This window comes from Variovorax sp. PMC12, from assembly GCF_003019815.1.
Taxonomy (GTDB): domain Bacteria; phylum Pseudomonadota; class Gammaproteobacteria; order Burkholderiales; family Burkholderiaceae_C; genus Variovorax.
In genome coordinates this window covers 5,343,352-5,359,489 of record NZ_CP027773.1, presented here as the reverse complement: position 1 = coordinate 5,359,489, position 16,138 = coordinate 5,343,352, and the positions used below count along the sequence as shown (strand labels likewise).

Sequence of the window (16,138 nt, the reverse complement as noted above, 5' to 3'; positions counted from 1 at the left end):
CAGTGACTTCCGCCGTGCGCGACTTCGACGTCCTCATCGTCGGCAGCGGCCTGGCCGGCCTCTCGGCCGCGCTGCACCTGGCGCCCACGCACCGCGTGGCCGTGCTGACCAAGCGCGCGCTGGCCGACGGCTCCAGCGCCTGGGCGCAGGGCGGCATCGCGGCGGTGCTGGCGGCCGGCGACAGCTTCGACGCGCACGTGGAAGACACGCTGGTGGCCGGTGCCGGCCTGTGCGATGCCGAGGCCACGCGCTTCGTGGTCGAGCATGCGCCGCAGGCCATCGGCTGGCTGCGTGAGCTGGGCGTGCCCTTTTCAGAGGAAGACGGCGGCCTGCACCTGACCCGCGAAGGCGGCCACAGCCAGCGCCGCATCGTGCACGTGACCGACGCCACCGGCGCGGCGGTGCAGCAGGTGCTGATCGAGCGGGTGCGCCGCACGCCGAACATCACGCTGTTCGAGCACCACACGCTGGTCGACCTGATCACCGGCCGCAAGCTCGGGCTCGCCGACCCGGCCTGCCAGGGCCTGTACGCGCTCGACGACAAGACCGACGAGGTGCTGGCCTTTAGCGCGCCGCACACCATCCTGGCGACGGGCGGCGCGGGCAAGGTGTACCTGTACACCACCAACCCCGACACAGCCACCGGCGACGGCATCGCCGCCGCCTGGCGCGCGGGCTGCCGAGTGTCGAACATGGAGTTCATCCAGTTCCACCCGACCTGCCTGTACCACCCGCATGCCAAGTCTTTCCTGATCAGCGAGGCGGTGCGCGGCGAAGGCGGGCTGCTCAAATTGCCCGACGGCATGCGCTTCATGCCCAGGCACGACGAACGCGCCGAACTTGCCCCGCGCGACGTCGTGGCCCGCGCCATCGACTTCGAGATGAAGAAGCACGGCCTGGACTGCGTGTACCTCGACATCTCGCACCAGCCGGCCGCGTTCCTGAAGGAGCACTTCCCCAACATCCTGGCGCGCTGCGCGGAGCTGGGCATCGACATCACGCGCGAGCCCATTCCCGTGGTGCCGGCCGCGCACTACACCTGCGGCGGCGTGCTCGGCGACCTGAGCGGGCGCACCGACGTGCCGGGCCTCTATGCCATCGGCGAGACCGCCTGCACCGGCCTGCACGGCGCCAACCGGCTGGCCAGCAACTCGCTGGTCGAATGCATGGTGTTCGCGCGCGCGGCCGCCGGTGCCATCGCCTCGGCACCGGTGCGCGAGCGCGCCGAACTGCCGGCCTGGGACGACAGCCGCGTCACCGACGCCGACGAGGTCGTGGTCATCTCGCACAACTGGGACGAGCTGCGCCGCTTCATGTGGGACTACGTCGGCATCGTGCGCACCAACAAGCGCCTGGAGCGCGCGAGCCACCGCATCGCGCTGCTGCAGGCCGAGATCCACGAGTTCTATGCGAACTTCCACGTCACGCGCGATCTGCTCGAACTGCGCAACCTGGTTCAGGTGGCCGAGCTGATCGTGCGCTCCGCGCAGGCCCGCCACGAAAGCCGTGGCCTGCATTTCAGCCGCGACTACCCCTCGCTCGCCGAGCGCGCCGCACCCACGGTGCTGGCGCCTGCGGCCGACCGTTAGCCCCACCCGCTTCGTTTTCTTCACTCAAGGATGCCCGGCCACCGACGCCCGCAGGGAGAAACCCAACCATGTCGAACACCACCCCGCCGGCCTCGCCCTGAGGCGGCCTGCCGACGACCCGCTGCACACCGGGCAAATACAAAGGAACCGCTCCCCATGTACATAGCAAACACCATCGAAGAACTGCGCGGCCGCCTGTCCGCCAGCAAGCGCCCCGCCTTCGTGCCCACCATGGGCAACCTGCACGACGGCCACATCGCGCTGGTGAAGCAGGCCAGGCCGCTGGGCGACGCCACGGTCGCGAGCATCTTCGTCAACAGGCTGCAGTTCCTGCCGCACGAAGACTTCGACACCTACCCGCGCACCTGGGACAGCGACTGCGAGAAGCTGCGCGCCGCCGGTTGCGACGTGCTGTTCGCCCCCACCGAGAAGGTGCTGTACCCCGAGCCCCAGACCTGCAAGGTGCACCCCGACCCGGCGCTGGCCGACATCCTCGAAGGGCACTTCCGCCCCGGCTTCTTCGTCGGCGTGTGCACGGTGGTGATGAAGCTCTTCCAGTGCGTGCAGCCGCGCGTGGCGGTGTTCGGCAAGAAGGACTACCAGCAGCTGATGATGATCCGCCACATGGTGCGGCAGTTCGCGCTGCCTATCGAGATCGTGGGCGGCGAGACCTTCCGCGCCGACGACGGGCTGGCGCTGTCGTCGCGCAACGGCTACCTGAGCAGGGACGAGCGCGCGGAGGCCGTGCAGCTGTCGAAGGTGCTGCGGGCCATGGCCGAGGCGGTGCGCGAGGGCGAGCGCGATTTGGCCGCGATAGAAGCGCGGGCAATGCAGTCGCTGGCGCAGCGCGGCTGGCAACCGGACTATCTTGTGCTGCGGCGCCGTTCCGACCTGCAGGCGCCGTCCGCCGGGGAACCGCTCGTGGCACTGGCCGCGGCGCGCCTGGGCAGCACGCGGCTGATCGACAACCTGGAGATCGAGGCTTTCGCAACGCCATGAGCTACAGCGTCAAGGAAATCTTCTACACCTTGCAGGGCGAAGGCGGCCAGGCCGGCATGCCAGCCGTGTTCTGCCGATTCGCCGGCTGCAACCTCTGGAGCGGCCGCGAGGAAGACCGGGCGTCCGCCGTCTGCCGCTTCTGCGACACCGATTTCGTCGGCACCGACGGCACGCTGGGCGGCAAGTTCAAGACCGCCGACCTGCTGGCCGACACCATCGCCGCGCAATGGCCCGCCGGCGACGCCGATCACCGGCTGGTGGTGCTCACCGGCGGCGAGCCGCTGCTGCAGGTCGATGCAACGCTGGTCGACGCGCTGCATGCGCGGCGCTTTCGCATCGCGGTGGAAAGCAACGGCACGGTCGAGGCGCCGGAAGGCATCGACTGGCTGTGCATCAGCCCCAAGGCCGGCGCGCCGTGGGTGCAGCAGCGCGGCCAGGAACTGAAGCTGGTGTGGCCGCAGGCGGCGTTCGACCTCGACACGATGGCGCGCACCGGCGAATTCACGCACCGTTTCCTGCAGCCGATGGACGGCCCCGACCGGGTCGCGAACACCGAGCTCTGCATTGCCGAATGCATGAAGCAGCCCGTGTGGCGGCTCAGCGTGCAGACGCACAAGATCACCGGCATCCGCTGAAGCGGCCGCCTCTTTTTTTCCCGAGTTTCTTTTTTGACGATGCGCTTCACCATCAGCCAACGCTTTTTCTTCGACGCCGCCCACACGCTGAAGCGGGAGATCGAAGTCGAAGGCAGCCGCCGTATCCACGGCCATACGTACCACGCGGAGGTGTGGCTTGCCGGCGAGCGCGATCCGGTGACGGGCATGGTGATCGACCTGGGGCTGCTGCGCCGGCGCCTGGAAGACGTGCGCGAGCAGCTCGACCATCACCTGCTGGACGACGTACCCGGGCTGCACCCGCCGACTCTGGAGAACCTTTGCGTGTTCATTGCGGAGGCGTTGCCGGATTTGAAGGCGTCGCTGTCAAGGGTGCGGGTATGGCGCGAAGCGCTGGGCGATTCCTGCACCGTGGACTTCTAGCTTTTTCTTTCTCCCTCCCCTTCCGGGGGAGGGCCGGGGTGGGGGCAAGCGGCGCCACCACCGGGCACGCTCTGCCTGCCCCCATCCCAACCTTCCCCCAGAGGGGGAAGGAGCAAGACGGGTCAGGCGGCGCCGATGCCGGCGATCAGGCTGCCGGGCGCCTGGCCGTTCTTCAGCCCGGCCGTGAACGCCAGCATCCGATCGATCGGCAACCGCGCCCGTAGCCCCAGCGCCGGATCGACATGGATCTCGCCCGCGCCGGTTTCCAGCACGTTCGCCAGCTCCACCAGCCCGTTCATCGCCATCCACGGGCAATGCGCGCAGCTCTTGCAGGTGCCGCCGTTGCCGGCCGTGGGTGCTTCGATGAAGGTCTTGCCCGGATTCAGCGTGCGCAGCTTGTGCAGCATGCCGCTGTCGGTGGCAACGATGAACTCGCTCGCATCCATGCGCTGGGCGGCGTTCAGGATGGCGGAGGTCGAGCCCACCGCGTCCGCCAGCGCGATCACGTCCGAGGGCGATTCGGGGTGCACCAGCACCTTGGCCTTCGGATGCTCCTTCATGAGCAATTCGAGCTCCAGCGCCTTGAACTCGTCGTGCACGATGCAGGCGCCGTTCCAGCTGACCATGTCCGCGCCGGTCTGGCGCTGGATGTAGTCGCCCAGATGACGGTCGGGGCCCCAGAGAATCTTCTGGCCCGCCGCGTGCAGCGCGTTCACCACGTCGAGCGCGCAGCTGGAGGTGACGAGCCAGTCGGCACGCGCCTTCACCGCCGCGCTGGTGTTGGCGTAGACCACCACGGTGCGGTCGGGGTGCTGGTCGCAGAAGGCGCTGAACTGCTCCACCGGGCAGCCCAGGTCGAGCGAGCAGTTCGCGTCCAGGTCGGGCATCAGCACGCGTTTTTCGGGCGACAGGATCTTCGAGGTCTCGCCCATGAAGCGCACGCCAGACACCACCAGCGTCTGCGCGGCATGGTCGCGGCCGAAGCGCGCCATCTCGAGCGAATCGCTCACGATGCCGCCGGTTTCCTCGGCCAGGTCCTGCAGGTCGGGGTGCACGTAGAAGTGCGACACCATCACCGCGCCTCTTCCCCCGTCATGTTCGCGCAGCAGGCGGCGGATGCGCTCCTTCAGCGCGATGCGCTCGTCGGGCGAGGGCTCGGGCGGCACACGGGCCCAGGCGTGGCGGGTGTCGCAGGCGGAGCCCGCCTGCGATCCGGCGGGCTGTTCGTAGTCGACGTCGATGACGGAAGCGGTCGTCATGGCAAGAAAGCTCAGTTGTCCTGGAAGCGCATCGAATAGTCGACGGCTTTCACGTCCTTGGTCAGTGCGCCGACGGAAATGCGGTCGACGCCGGTCTCGGCCAGGGCGCGCAGGCCGTCGAGCGTGACGCCGCCCGAGATTTCCAGCACTGCCTTGCGGTCGTCGCCCACGGCGTCGTTGATGCGCACGGCTTCGCGCAGCGTGGGCAGGTCCATGTTGTCGAGCAGCACCATGCGCGCGCCGGCTTCCAGCGCCTCGTGCAGCTGCGCCAGCGTCTCGACCTCGACCTCGACGAAAGCGGCCTGCGACGCCACCGGCGCGACCGCACGCAGCGCCGCGGCAACGCCGCCGGCGGCGGCGATGTGGTTTTCCTTGATGAGCACCGCGTCGTACAGGCCGATGCGGTGGTTCAGGCCGCCGCCGGTGCGCACCGCGTACTTCTGCGCCAGGCGCAGGCCCGGAATGGTCTTGCGCGTGTCGACGATGCGCGTGCGCGTGCCGCGCACCGCGTTGGCGTAGAGGGCGGTCTTGGTGGCGACAGCGCTCAGCAGTTGCAGGAAGTTGAGCGAGGTGCGCTCGGCCGTCAGCAGCGCGCGGGCGGCGCCTTCGATCTCGAGCACGACCTGGTCGGCCGCGCAGCGCTCGCCTTCGGCGCAGCGCCACTCGATGCGCACATCGGGGTCGAGCTGCCGCAGCGTGGCCTCGACCCAGGGGGCGCCGCACACCACGGCCGATTCGCGCGCCAGCACGCGGGCGCGGGCGCGACGCGCGGGATCGACCAGCGACGCGGTCAGGTCGCCGTCGGCGACGTCTTCCTGCAGCGCACGAGCGGCATCGGAGCGGGCCAGCGCGGCCACGGCCGACGCTGAAAAATCAAAGCGAAGGCTCATGGCTCTTTCTGTCTTCAGTCTTTTTCAGGAGGAATGGCGGGGGGACGGCGCGGGCGGCACGGATTCCGGCACCGGGTCGCGGCCGGTGAGCGCCGCGACGGCGTCCTGCGGACCCACGCGGCCATCGAGCAGCGCAACCACGCTCTCGGAGATGGGCATCTCGATGCCGAGGCCGCGCGCGCGCTGCACCACGGTGCGGGCGCAGTACACGCCCTCGGCCACGTGGCCCAGCGAATCGACCGCCTGGGCCAGCGTGCGGCCCTGGGCCAGCAGCAGGCCGACCTTGCGGTTGCGCGACAGGTCGCCGGTGGCGGTCAGCACCAGGTCGCCCAGGCCCGAAAGCCCCATGAAGGTCTCGGCACGGGCGCCGAGCGCCAGGCCCAGGCGCGTCATTTCGGCGAGGCCGCGCGTGATGAGCGCCGCCCGGGCGTTGAGCCCGAGCGCGAGGCCGTCGCAAAGCCCGGTGGCGATGGCCAGCACGTTCTTCACGGCGCCGCCCACTTCCACGCCCACGATGTCCTCGTTGGCATAGACGCGCAGCGCCGGTCCGTGGAAAGCCTCGACGAGCGCATCGCGCACGGCGGCATGGGGGCTGGCGGCCACCAGTGCGGTCGGCCGCCCTTCGGCGACCTCCTGCGCAAAGCTGGGGCCGCTGAGCACGCCCGCGGCCAGGTCGGGTGCGACCTGCGCCCATATCTCGTGGGCGAACAGGCCGAAGGATTCGGGAGAGGTGTCGAGCGCGGGCTCCACGCCCTTGCACAGCCACGCCACCGGCGCGGTCGTGCCGCGCAGTGCGCTGAGCTGTTCGCGCAGGGCGGCCATGGGCGTGGCCACGATGACGAGGTCGGCGCCGGCCCGTGCCTGGCCGATGTCGCCCGCGCGCACGGCGAGCGAGGCCGGCAGTGCCAGCCCGGGCAGGTAGCGGGTGTTTTCCCGCGCCTTCGAAATGGCGTCGGCCTGGGCCGCGTCGCGGGCCCAGAGCGTGACCTCGTGGCGGCCCGCCGCATTGACGGCGAGCGCCGTGCCCCAGGCACCGGCGCCATGAACGCAGATCTTCATCGGCGTTGGCGGCGTCGTGCCGGTTTACTGTGCCAGCGTGGGCGCGGCCTGGCCGGAGGCCTGTGCCTGCTGCTGCTCGTACATCGCCTGGAAGTTGATTTCGGCGAGGTGCACGGGCGGGAAGCCGCCGCGCTGGATCACGTCGGCCACGTTGCCGCGCAGGTAGGGGTACACGATCTGCGGGCAGGCGATGCCGAGGATGGCGCCCATCTGCTCTTCGGGCAGGTTGCGGATCTCGAAGATGCCGGCTTGCTTGGCTTCGACCAGGAACACGGTCTTGTCCTGGATCTTGGTCTGCACGGTGGCCGACACGGTGATTTCGAAGATGCCGTCGGCCACGGGCTGGGCGTCCACGCCAAGCTGGATGTCGACGGTGGGCTGTTCCTGCTCCAGCAGGATGGCGGGCGAATTGGGTTGTTCGAGCGACAGATCCTTGAGGTAGACGCGCTGGATCTGGAAAACGGGATCTTGGGCTTGCTGGTCGGCCATGGCTGAACTTTCGAGGATCAAAACAATGCCCGCCGGGGAGAGGTTCCCGCAGCGGGCTGCAGATGAATAGGCGAACGATTATCGCCCGACGCCCGGGTCGCTCCCGCGACGCCGGTTGCTTTCTGTTTCAGGCGCCCTGCAGCAGTGGCACGAGGCCGCCGCGGCTGTCGAGGGCCATCAGGTCGTCGCAGCCGCCCACGTGGGTGTCGCCGATGAAGATCTGCGGCACCGTGCGGCGCTGGGTGATTTCCATCATGGTGTTGCGCGCCTGAGGGTCGGTGTCGATGCGGATCTCCTCGATCTGCTCGACGCCCTTGGACTTGAGGATTTGCTTCGCACGCGTGCAGTAGGGGCAAACGGCGGTGGTGTACATCTTGACTGCTTGCATACGATTCATCTCGGGGAGGTTCAGGCCTTTTCAACCGGCAGGTTAGCCTCTTTCCAGGCTTTCAGCCCGCCGGCTACCGCTTGGGCCTGCTCGTAGCCGAGCTTCTTGGCGATGGCCACGCCGCGCTGGGCGCGGGCACCGGTGGCGCAGACCAGCAGCAGCGGCACGTTCTTGTTCTTGACCGCGCCGGTCAGCTTTTCCTCGAGCTGGTTCAGCGGCACGTTCCTGGCGCCGATCATGTGGCCGGCGGCAAACTCTTCGGGTTCGCGCACGTCGACCAGCACCGCACGCTCGCGGTTGATGAGTTGCACGGCGCCCTGCGCGGTGAGCGTTCCGCCGCCCGCCCCCCGCACCAGCGGCCAGGCCAGCATGGCACCCGAGCTGAGCGCGATCAGGATCAGCATCCAGTTCGCGGTGACGAATTCGATCAATTTCACGGGGGTTCCTTGAATGGCAAACCGGGGATTTTAGAATGCGGGGTTTCGCAAGCGCAGCCAAAGGCCTCCCACATGCACAAACTGGTATTGATCCGTCACGGTGAATCGACCTGGAATCTTGAAAACCGCTTCACCGGATGGACGGACGTCGACCTCACCGAGACCGGCGTGGAGCAGGCCAAGCAGGCCGGCCGGCTGCTCAAGGCAGAGGGCTACGACTTCGACGTCGCCTACACGAGCGTGCTCAAGCGCGCCACCCGCACCCTGTGGCACACGCTCGACGAGCTCGACCGCACCTGGCTGCCGGTGGTGCATTCCTGGCGCCTCAACGAGCGCCACTACGGCGGCCTGCAGGGCCTGAACAAGGCCGAAACCGCCAAGAAATACGGCGACGAGCAGGTGCTGGTCTGGCGCCGCAGCTACGGCACCCCGCCGCCGCCGCTGGAAGCCAACGACCCGCGCAGCGAGCGCTCCGACGTGCGCTACGCCAAGCTGTCGCCCGAGCAGATTCCCCTGACCGAATGCCTGAAGGACACGGTCGCCCGCGTGCTGCCGTTCTGGAACGAATCGATGGCGCCGGCCATCCGCGCCGGGCGCCGCCTGGTGGTGGCGGCCCACGGCAACTCGATCCGCGCTCTCGTGAAGTACCTGGACGGCATCTCCGACGACGCGATCGTCGGGCTGAACATTCCGAACGGCATTCCGCTCGTCTACGAGCTGGACGACGATCTCAAGCCCCTGCGCAACTACTACCTCGGCGATGCCGCCGCAGCCGAAAAGGCCGCCGCCGCGGTGGCCTCGCAGGGTAAAGGCTGAAGAAACCCTCTCCCGCCGGCCCATTCGTGGAACCCCGGCAGGCAATTTGCTTCCAAGCTGTGTATATTGGTTCGACAGCCGCCGACAAGGACAACCACTCATGATGGGCCAGAAACTGAAGATCACCGGCTGGGTCGCCGCCGGCGCCGTTGCAGGCGTCCTGACCACCGTCTCGTTGCAGACAGTCGCACGCGGTTCGCTTGCGCCACTGCCGCTCGAGGAATTGCAGCAGCTCGCTGCCGTCTTCGGCATGGTCAAGAGCGACTACGTCGAACCGGTCGACGAGAAAAAGCTCATCTCCGACGCCATTTCCGGCATGGTCGCCGGGCTCGACCCGCATTCCCAGTACTTCGACAAGAAGTCCTTCAAGGAATTCAGGGAAGGCACGACCGGCCGGTTCGTCGGCGTGGGCATCGAGATTTCGCAGGAAGACGGCCTGATCAAGGTCGTCTCGCCCATCGAGGGCTCCCCGGCCTTCCGCGCCGGCCTCAAGCCCAACGACCTGATCACCAAGATCGACGACACCGCCGTGCGCGGCCTGTCGCTGAACGAGGCGGTCAAGCGCATGCGCGGCGAAGCCAACACCAAGGTGCTGCTTACCATCTTCCGCAAGGACGAGAGCCGCACCTTCCCGGTCACGATCACGCGCGAGGAAATCCGCACGCAGTCGGTGCGCGGCAAGATCATCGAACCCGGCTATGGCTGGATCCGCCTGTCGCAGTTCCAGGAGCGCACCGTCGACGACTTCGTCAAGAAGATCGACGAGATGTACAAGGAAGACCCGAACCTCAAGGGCCTGGTGCTCGACCTGCGCAACGACCCGGGCGGCCTGCTCGACGCGGCGGTGGCGGTGTCCTCGGCATTCCTGCCCGAGAACGTCACGGTCGTCACCACCGACGGCCAACTGGCCGAGAGCAAGTCGATCTACAAGGCGGCGCCGGAGTTCTACCAGCGCCGTTCGGGCAGCGATCCGCTGCGCAGCCTGCCCGCGGCGCTGAAGACCGTGCCGCTGGTGGTGCTGGTGAACGAAGGCTCGGCCTCGGCCAGCGAAATCGTTGCCGGCGCGCTGCAGGACCACAAGCGCGCCACCATCATGGGCAGCCAGACCTTCGGCAAGGGCTCGGTGCAGACGGTTCGCCCGCTCGGCCCGGACACCGGGCTGAAGATCACCACGGCGCGCTACTACACGCCGAGCGGCACCTCGATCCAGGCCAAGGGCATCGTGCCCAACGTGCTTGTCGACGAAAGCGCCGAGGGCAGCCCCTTCGCCGCCCTGCGCATGCGCGAGGCCGACCTCGAGAAGCATCTGGCCAGCGGCCAGGGCCCCGAAGTCAAGGACCCGGAACGCGAAAAGGCCCGCGACGAAGCGCGCAAGCGCCTCGAGGAAGAAGCCAAGAAGCCGCCGCAGGACCGCAAGGTGCCCGAGTTCGGCACCGACAAGGACTTCCCGCTGGTGCAGGCGCTCAATCGCCTGAAGGGCCAGCCGGTGCTCGTGAGCAAGACGCAGGTCATCGTCGACAACAAGGAAGAAAAAAAGGAAAACTGAGCCTGGTGGCGCATGGAAGATAGCCAGCTGCTGCGCTATTCGCGCCACATCCTTCTCGAGGAATTCGGCATCGACGGCCAAGAGCGCGTCAGTGCCGGGCGGGTTCTCATGATCGGCGCCGGCGGGCTGGGCTCGCCGGTGGCGCTCTACCTTGCCGCGGCAGGGGTCGGCCGCATCGTGCTGGTCGACGACGACGAAGTCGATCTCACCAATCTCCAGCGCCAGGTGGCCCACACGCATGGGCGTGTCGGGTTGTCCAAGGTGGAGTCCGCCGCGCAGGCCATGCGCGACATCAACCCGGGTATTTCCATCGAGACGCACGCCGTGCGCGCCGACGAGGCATTGCTGTCCCGCCTGGTCAGCCAGGCCGACGTGGTGGTCGACTGCTGCGACAACTTCGCCACCCGGCAGGCCGTCAACCGTGCCTGCGTGGCCCATGCCAGGCCGCTGGTGGCAGGCGCGGCGATCCGCTTCGACGGGCAATTGAGCGTCTACGACACGCGCGACGCTGCCTCCCCCTGCTACGCCTGCCTGTTCCCGCCCGATGCGACTTTCGAAGAAACGCGCTGCGCGGTGCTTGGCGTATTCGGCCCGGTGGTCGGCACGATCGGCACGCTGCAGGCCAGCGAGTCGCTCAAGCTGCTCGCCGGCATCGGTCCGTCATTGGCGGGCAAGCTGCTGATGTTCGACGGGCGCAGCACCAGCTTCGATACCTTGCGGGTCGCACGCGACCCGCAGTGCAGCGTCTGCGGGCAACGCCCCTCTCTCGCACCCGCCTAGGATTCGATCAGGGCTGTTTCGCAGGCTGTTTCACAGGCTCCTTGGCAGCCTTGGCCCTCGCGGCGCCGTTGGCGGCCGCACCCGCCGTCGGGCGGTTCGCATCGCCCAGCACACCCTGGCAGTCGGCGTTCTCGCCCGGACCGGTCTCGATGGTCGCGGCCAGCGCCAGCAGCGGGTTGATGGCCCCCAGCGCCAGCGCGGCCAGCCCGCGCTCGGCCAGCGGCGCCACCTGCAGGCCGCCCTTGGGCGACCCGAAAGTACCGTTCACCACCAGCGGCGTGCGGATCGACAGGATGTTCTTGCTCTTCGGCTCCGGACGGATCACGAAGTCCAGCCCCTCGGTCGCGAGATTGGCCTGCCCGGTGGCCGTGAACACCGCGTTGGTGGTGTCCACCACCAGCGTGCGTCCGGTCATCACCCCCTTGTCGACGTCGAATGCCAGCGCCGCGCAGCGCAGTTCGACGTTGCGGTCGCCGCGCAGCAGGAACTTGATGATGTCGCCGCCCACCAGCGTCGCGAACACCGGCAGCAGGTTGCCGAACTGGCCACGTCCTGAAATCACCGCCACGTCGCCGGAGACGCCGCCCAGCCAGTTGGCCACAGTACTGCCCGAGCCCGACAGGTTCACGCGCCCGTCCAGCCGCCCCACGCTGTTGCCGGTGGTTTCCAGCTTGGGGAACAGGCGGGCCAGCTGCATGGCGCGCACGTCCAGCGACGCGCGGATGTCGGCGGGATTCTTCGATGCGTCGATGCGGATCGCCCCGCCCAGCTTGCCGCCGGCCACGCCCAGGTCGAGCGGATCGAGCGTGAGCACGCCGCTGTCCAGCTTGACCTGCACGCTGCCGCGGTCGAGCGGGATTTCGCGCACGTTCTGGATGCGGTCGGCGGTGTATTTCACGTCGGCATTCATCGCGCGCAGGCGCTCGAAATCCAGGGGCGCCGTCGGCAGCACCTTGCCGCCGGCCCGCTTGACCTGCGTCACGGTCGGCGGCGGAGCCACGCCTTCCACCGTGTTCGCGGTGCGCGCCGTGGGCGGCAGGCCGATCAGCGGGCCGAGGTCGTCCATGTCCATCACGCGCGAGCGCAGTTCACCCGACAGATACGGCAGCTTGCCGGACTGCTCGAAACGCATGTCGCCGGCGATGTCGGAGAGGCCCAGCTTGCCCTTGAGGCCGGCCACGCCCCAGAGCGTGCCGCGCTTGCTCAGGTCGCCGCTCAGCGCGTAGGGCGAGGTCTGCGGCAGCGCGATGCCCAGGAGCGGGAACAGCGCGCCCAGGGTCTGGCCCTTGAGCTCGAACTTGGCGTCGATGCCGTCGAGCCCCGACAGCTCGGCCACGGTACCGGCGGCCTTCAGTTGAGTCTGGCCGGCCGCCGCGTTGATTTCCATCGGGAACGGCGGCGCGCCGGCGGCGTTGATCTGCAGCACATTGCCGGTGCGGCCGTTGGCCGTCAGCGGCTGGCCCTTGTAGCGGCCCTTGATGCGGTAGCTGAGCGGCATCTCGCCGCGGCTGGTGTCATAGCTCAGGTCGGCGTGCAGGTCGACGCCCAGGTGCTTGGCGAGGAAATCGACCGCCCCGCTGTCGATCTGCACCAGGCCGATGCTGGGCACCGTGCCGGAGTCGGAGGTGTCCTTGCCCAGCGCCCAGGTGCGGCGGCCGTCCTGCTCCATCTGCAGGCCGACCGTGGGCGAGAACAGCGCAAGGCGCGGAATGTTCACCTTGCTGGCCAGCAGCGGCCAGATGCGGATGTCGAACTCGGCCCTGTCCGCCTTCACCAGATAGGGGTCGCGGGCCCATGGCGGATTGGCGAATTCGATGCCGTCGAACTTGACGGTCGCCTGCCGCAGCCCGAGGTTCACGTCGAGCCGGCGCGTGATCTCGAACTTGCGGCCGGTCTTCTCGCTCACGTAGCGGTTGACCGGCCCGCGCAGCACGTCCCAGGGGAAGAACGCCAGCACGATCACCAGCACGGCAAGCAGCAGCACGAGAAAAGCCAGTGACTTCTGCCAAAGGGGCCGGGAGCGGAAGATGTTCGTTGCCATGTTCAGTGGGATACCTTGGGCGCGGCCCGTCCAGGGTCGGCAGGAGACCGCAGAAACCGTGCGGCATGGCCTACGGCGATGCTTTGCGGATGCATAGTCGGAACCCGCCTACAACACCCGGCCCCCGAAGCTTGCATGATGCGCCACGAGAAAGCCTCAGTGTCCCGCTGCAGGCATTCCCGCAGGCGGGGGCGCTTCGAATGCTCCTGCCAACGTAAGAGGAAGCGCGGTTCGGCATGGATCCCAGATTGCAGACTTACGTCGTTGAAGACAACCTAACGATCCGTGAAAACCTTATTGGCACTCTGGAAGAGCTCACCTGCGCCACCGTCGTCGGCTTTGCCGAGACGGAGAGCGGCGCGCGCGAATGGCTGCGGGACCACGCCGGCGAGTGGGACCTCGCCATCGTCGACCTGTTCCTCAAGCAAGGCAGCGGCCTGGGCGTGCTTCAGGCCTGCCAGGCACGCAGCCCGGCCCAGAAGGTGGTGGTGCTCAGCAACTACGCCACGCCGGACATCCGCCGGCGCTGCGCCGAGTTCGGGGTCGACGCGGTATTCGACAAGTCGAACGAGATCGACGCGCTGGTCGACTTCTGCCTCGTGCAGGCGAACGCATTGCGTGCCGCGGGCTGAAAGCGCCGCGCCGGGCGCCATCCCCGCACCCCTGCCGGCCTCAATCGATCAGCTTGTTCTTCAGCGCGTAGTAGGTCAGGTCGCTGTTGGAGGAGAGGTTCATCTTCTCCATCAGGCGGGTGCGGTAGGTGCTGACCGTCTTCACGGACAGGGACAGCGTCTTGGCGATGTCGCCGGCGGTCTCGCCCTTGGCCAGCTTCAGGAACACCTGGAATTCGCGCTCCGAGAGCTGCTCGTGCGGCGCGGCGTCGTCCTTGCGGTCGAGCTGGCGGGCCAGCAGTTCGGCCACGGCGGGCGTGATGTAGCGCCGGCCCAGGGAAATGGTGCGGATGGCGTTGACGATCTCGATGGGATCGCACTCCTTGTTGAGGTAGCCGCTCGCGCCCTGACGGATCAGGTTCATCGCGTAGTGCTCCTCGGGGTAGCCGCTCAGGATCAGGATGCCCACGTCCGGCGCCTTGGCGCGGATCATGGCGAGCGCGTCGATCCCGCTTTGCCCCGGCATCGAAAGGTCCATGACCAGCACGTCCAGTTCCGTGGTGCGTACCAGTTCGATGGCTTCACGCCCGCTGGCCGCCTCACCCGCCACGCGCAGGTCCACGTGTTCGGAGAAGAACTGCCGGAGGCCGGATCGCACGATGGCGTGGTCGTCCACAATTCCGATTTTGATCATCTGTTACTTTCGTCGTTGTGTTGCGCGCATGCGGGCCGCAACATTCCGCGTCCCTGATTGTTAGTCAATTATTCACGAACTTGCGTAGTAAGCAGCCTTGAAAGTTTCATGCACTGGTTAGCCCCTCCAAAAATGGCCGTGAGCCTGCTGCTCGCGGCGCTTGCCGCGCTGGCCCTCGTCGGTATCAACGAGGCCGGCTACCGGCAGTCCAGCCGCGCCCTTGCCGACATCGAGGAGGCGCAGCAGGTGCGCGGCACGCTCAACCAGATCCTGCAGAACATGCTGGACGCCGAGACCGGCCAGCGAGGTTACCTGCTGACCGGCGAGACGAACTACAGGCAACCCTACGACACCGCGGTCAAGGAAGTCGACGGCAACCTCGCGACGCTGCGCCGGCTCTATGCCGGGCGGCCGGCCGAACTCAACCAGCTGACGGAGCTTTCCAAGCACGTGCTGCGCAAGGTGGCGGAAATGGACATGAGCGTGCGCCTGCGCCAGGACGGCAAGGAAGACGCCTGGAAGTTCGTCATCACCACCGACGTGGGCCGCGAGGAGATGGATTCGATCCGTGCCACGGCGGGCGAGCTGGTCAGGATCAGCAACGACACGCTGCACCAGAGCCAGGCACAGGTGCTCAAGTCGCTGCAGCTGGCCCGCATCGGCACCGCCATCGTGGCGCTGGCCGCGCTGATCGCCTTCTTCCTGTACCTGCGGCAGACGCACGCGCTGCGCTCCATCGGCGAGCGGCAGCAGGAAACCCTTCAGCGCGAGCGCAACGCGCTGGAAGACGAGGTGCGGGAACGCACCGCCTCCCTGGCCGAACTGGCCACCCACCTGCAGGACGTGCGCGAAACCGAACGCGGCTACCTTGCGCGCGAACTGCACGACGAGCTGGGCTCGCTGCTCACGGCCGCGAAGCTGGACGTGGCGCGCCTGAAGTCGCGGCTGGCGGATGCGCCCGACGCCATCCAGCGGCTGCAGCATCTGACCGAGCTGCTCAACAGCGGCATCGCGCTCAAGCGCCGCATCATCGAGGACCTGCGGCCCTCGTCGCTGTCCAACCTCGGGCTGGTCGCGTCGCTGGAGATCCTCGGGCGCGAATTCGCCGAGCGCTCGGGCCTGCAGATCGAGATGGCGCTGGAGCCCGTGGTCATGGACGAATCGCGCCAGCTCACCATCTACCGCATGGTGCAGGAAAGCCTCACCAACATCGGCAAGTACGCGGAGGCCAGCGAGGCCACCATCGTCCTGAAGAACTACGAGAACCACGTGATCGTGGAAGTGGCGGACAACGGCAAGGGCTTCGACACCCTGCGTTTGCGCCCGTCGACGCACGGCCTCGCGGGCATGCGGCATCGCGTGGAGGCCGCCCGCGGCAAGCTGACGGTCTCCTCGACACCCGGCAGGGGCACGCGCCTGAGCGCCATGCTGCCGGTGGTGCGCCCCGCCTGAAGCTGGCGCCGCCATCGGCCCCACCGCCTACTCGGCCATCTCCTACGCACC

17 protein-coding genes are annotated in these 16,138 nt (G+C 67.9%); 9 read left to right on the top strand and 8 right to left on the bottom strand.

The features are described 5' to 3' along the window. Positions 1–14 precede the first annotated feature (14 nt). The 4 genes from nadB to C4F17_RS25135 all read left to right on the top strand — a co-directional run bounded on the left by nadB (position 15) and on the right by C4F17_RS25135 (position 3,625). Positions 15–1,589, top strand: a complete 1,575-nt coding sequence (nadB, locus tag C4F17_RS25150; RefSeq protein WP_199851990.1) for an L-aspartate oxidase — start codon at positions 15–17, stop codon at positions 1,587–1,589. A gap of 156 nt (positions 1,590–1,745) precedes the next feature. Beyond that, positions 1,746–2,588 carry a pantoate--beta-alanine ligase gene (gene panC / locus C4F17_RS25145; RefSeq protein WP_106937058.1) on the top strand — a complete coding sequence of 281 codons (843 nt, stop codon included), beginning with the start codon at positions 1,746–1,748 and terminating at the stop codon, positions 2,586–2,588. Further along, positions 2,585–3,223, top strand: a complete 639-nt coding sequence (queE, locus tag C4F17_RS25140) for a 7-carboxy-7-deazaguanine synthase (protein WP_106937057.1) — start codon at positions 2,585–2,587, stop codon at positions 3,221–3,223. The genes panC and queE overlap by 4 nt, the downstream gene beginning before the upstream one ends. A gap of 39 nt (positions 3,224–3,262) precedes the next feature. Beyond that, the gene (locus tag C4F17_RS25135; RefSeq protein ID WP_106937056.1) at positions 3,263–3,625 is read left to right on the top strand and encodes a 6-pyruvoyl trahydropterin synthase family protein; all 363 of its coding nucleotides are present in this window, start codon (positions 3,263–3,265) and stop codon (positions 3,623–3,625) included. A gap of 122 nt (positions 3,626–3,747) precedes the next feature. Here the strand turns inward: C4F17_RS25135 and nadA are convergent, their stop codons facing one another. The 6 genes from nadA to C4F17_RS25100 form a co-directional block, all read right to left on the bottom strand. Next, on the bottom strand, positions 3,748–4,884 hold the full coding sequence (nadA, locus tag C4F17_RS25125) for a quinolinate synthase NadA (protein WP_106937054.1): 1,137 nt from the start codon (positions 4,882–4,884) through the stop codon (positions 3,748–3,750). Between the two features lie 11 nt (positions 4,885–4,895). Further along, positions 4,896–5,774, bottom strand: coding sequence for a carboxylating nicotinate-nucleotide diphosphorylase (nadC, locus tag C4F17_RS25120; RefSeq protein WP_106937053.1), 879 nt, complete (start codon positions 5,772–5,774; stop codon positions 4,896–4,898). Between the two features lie 24 nt (positions 5,775–5,798). Beyond that, positions 5,799–6,833, bottom strand: coding sequence for an NAD(P)H-dependent glycerol-3-phosphate dehydrogenase (locus C4F17_RS25115; protein ID WP_106937052.1), 1,035 nt, complete (start codon positions 6,831–6,833; stop codon positions 5,799–5,801). A 24-nt stretch (positions 6,834–6,857) separates the two neighbouring features. Further along, positions 6,858–7,322, bottom strand: coding sequence for a protein-export chaperone SecB (gene secB, locus C4F17_RS25110; RefSeq protein WP_081265989.1), 465 nt, complete (start codon positions 7,320–7,322; stop codon positions 6,858–6,860). 127 nt (positions 7,323–7,449) lie between these two features. Continuing rightward, the gene (gene grxC / locus C4F17_RS25105; protein ID WP_106937051.1) at positions 7,450–7,710 is read right to left on the bottom strand and encodes a glutaredoxin 3; all 261 of its coding nucleotides are present in this window, start codon (positions 7,708–7,710) and stop codon (positions 7,450–7,452) included. Between the two features lie 20 nt (positions 7,711–7,730). After that, complete coding sequence (locus tag C4F17_RS25100) at positions 7,731–8,114, bottom strand: rhodanese-like domain-containing protein (RefSeq protein WP_409196369.1); 384 nt, start codon at positions 8,112–8,114, stop codon at positions 7,731–7,733. A gap of 105 nt (positions 8,115–8,219) precedes the next feature. On the opposite strand from C4F17_RS25100, the gene gpmA reads away from it, so the two are divergent. From gpmA to C4F17_RS25085, 3 genes are all read left to right on the top strand, one after another. Further along, positions 8,220–8,963 carry a 2,3-diphosphoglycerate-dependent phosphoglycerate mutase gene (gpmA, locus tag C4F17_RS25095; protein ID WP_081265992.1) on the top strand — a complete coding sequence of 248 codons (744 nt, stop codon included), beginning with the start codon at positions 8,220–8,222 and terminating at the stop codon, positions 8,961–8,963. A gap of 103 nt (positions 8,964–9,066) precedes the next feature. Beyond that, positions 9,067–10,509, top strand: coding sequence for a S41 family peptidase (locus tag C4F17_RS25090; protein ID WP_081266027.1), 1,443 nt, complete (start codon positions 9,067–9,069; stop codon positions 10,507–10,509). Positions 10,510–10,521: 12 nt separating this feature from the next. After that, on the top strand, positions 10,522–11,289 hold the full coding sequence (locus C4F17_RS25085) for a HesA/MoeB/ThiF family protein (RefSeq protein ID WP_106937049.1): 768 nt from the start codon (positions 10,522–10,524) through the stop codon (positions 11,287–11,289). A 7-nt stretch (positions 11,290–11,296) separates the two neighbouring features. On the opposite strand, the gene C4F17_RS25080 is transcribed toward C4F17_RS25085, so the two are convergent. Then, entirely contained in the window at positions 11,297–13,330 is a 2,034-nt protein-coding gene (locus tag C4F17_RS25080; protein ID WP_106937048.1) for an AsmA family protein, read from the bottom strand. A gap of 236 nt (positions 13,331–13,566) precedes the next feature. On the opposite strand from C4F17_RS25080, the gene C4F17_RS25075 reads away from it, so the two are divergent. After that, positions 13,567–13,962 (top strand): response regulator, encoded by a 396-nt coding sequence (locus C4F17_RS25075; RefSeq protein WP_106937047.1) that lies wholly within the window; start codon positions 13,567–13,569, stop codon positions 13,960–13,962. A gap of 40 nt (positions 13,963–14,002) precedes the next feature. Here C4F17_RS25075 and C4F17_RS25070 read toward each other — a convergent pair whose 3' ends face one another. Then, the gene (locus tag C4F17_RS25070; protein WP_007837167.1) at positions 14,003–14,635 is read right to left on the bottom strand and encodes a response regulator; all 633 of its coding nucleotides are present in this window, start codon (positions 14,633–14,635) and stop codon (positions 14,003–14,005) included. Positions 14,636–14,767: 132 nt separating this feature from the next. Here C4F17_RS25070 and C4F17_RS25065 point away from each other — a divergent pair, with 132 nt between their 5' ends. Beyond that, entirely contained in the window at positions 14,768–16,087 is a 1,320-nt protein-coding gene (locus tag C4F17_RS25065) for a CHASE3 domain-containing protein (protein WP_081265996.1), read from the top strand. The last annotated feature ends 51 nt before the right edge of the window (positions 16,088–16,138 follow it).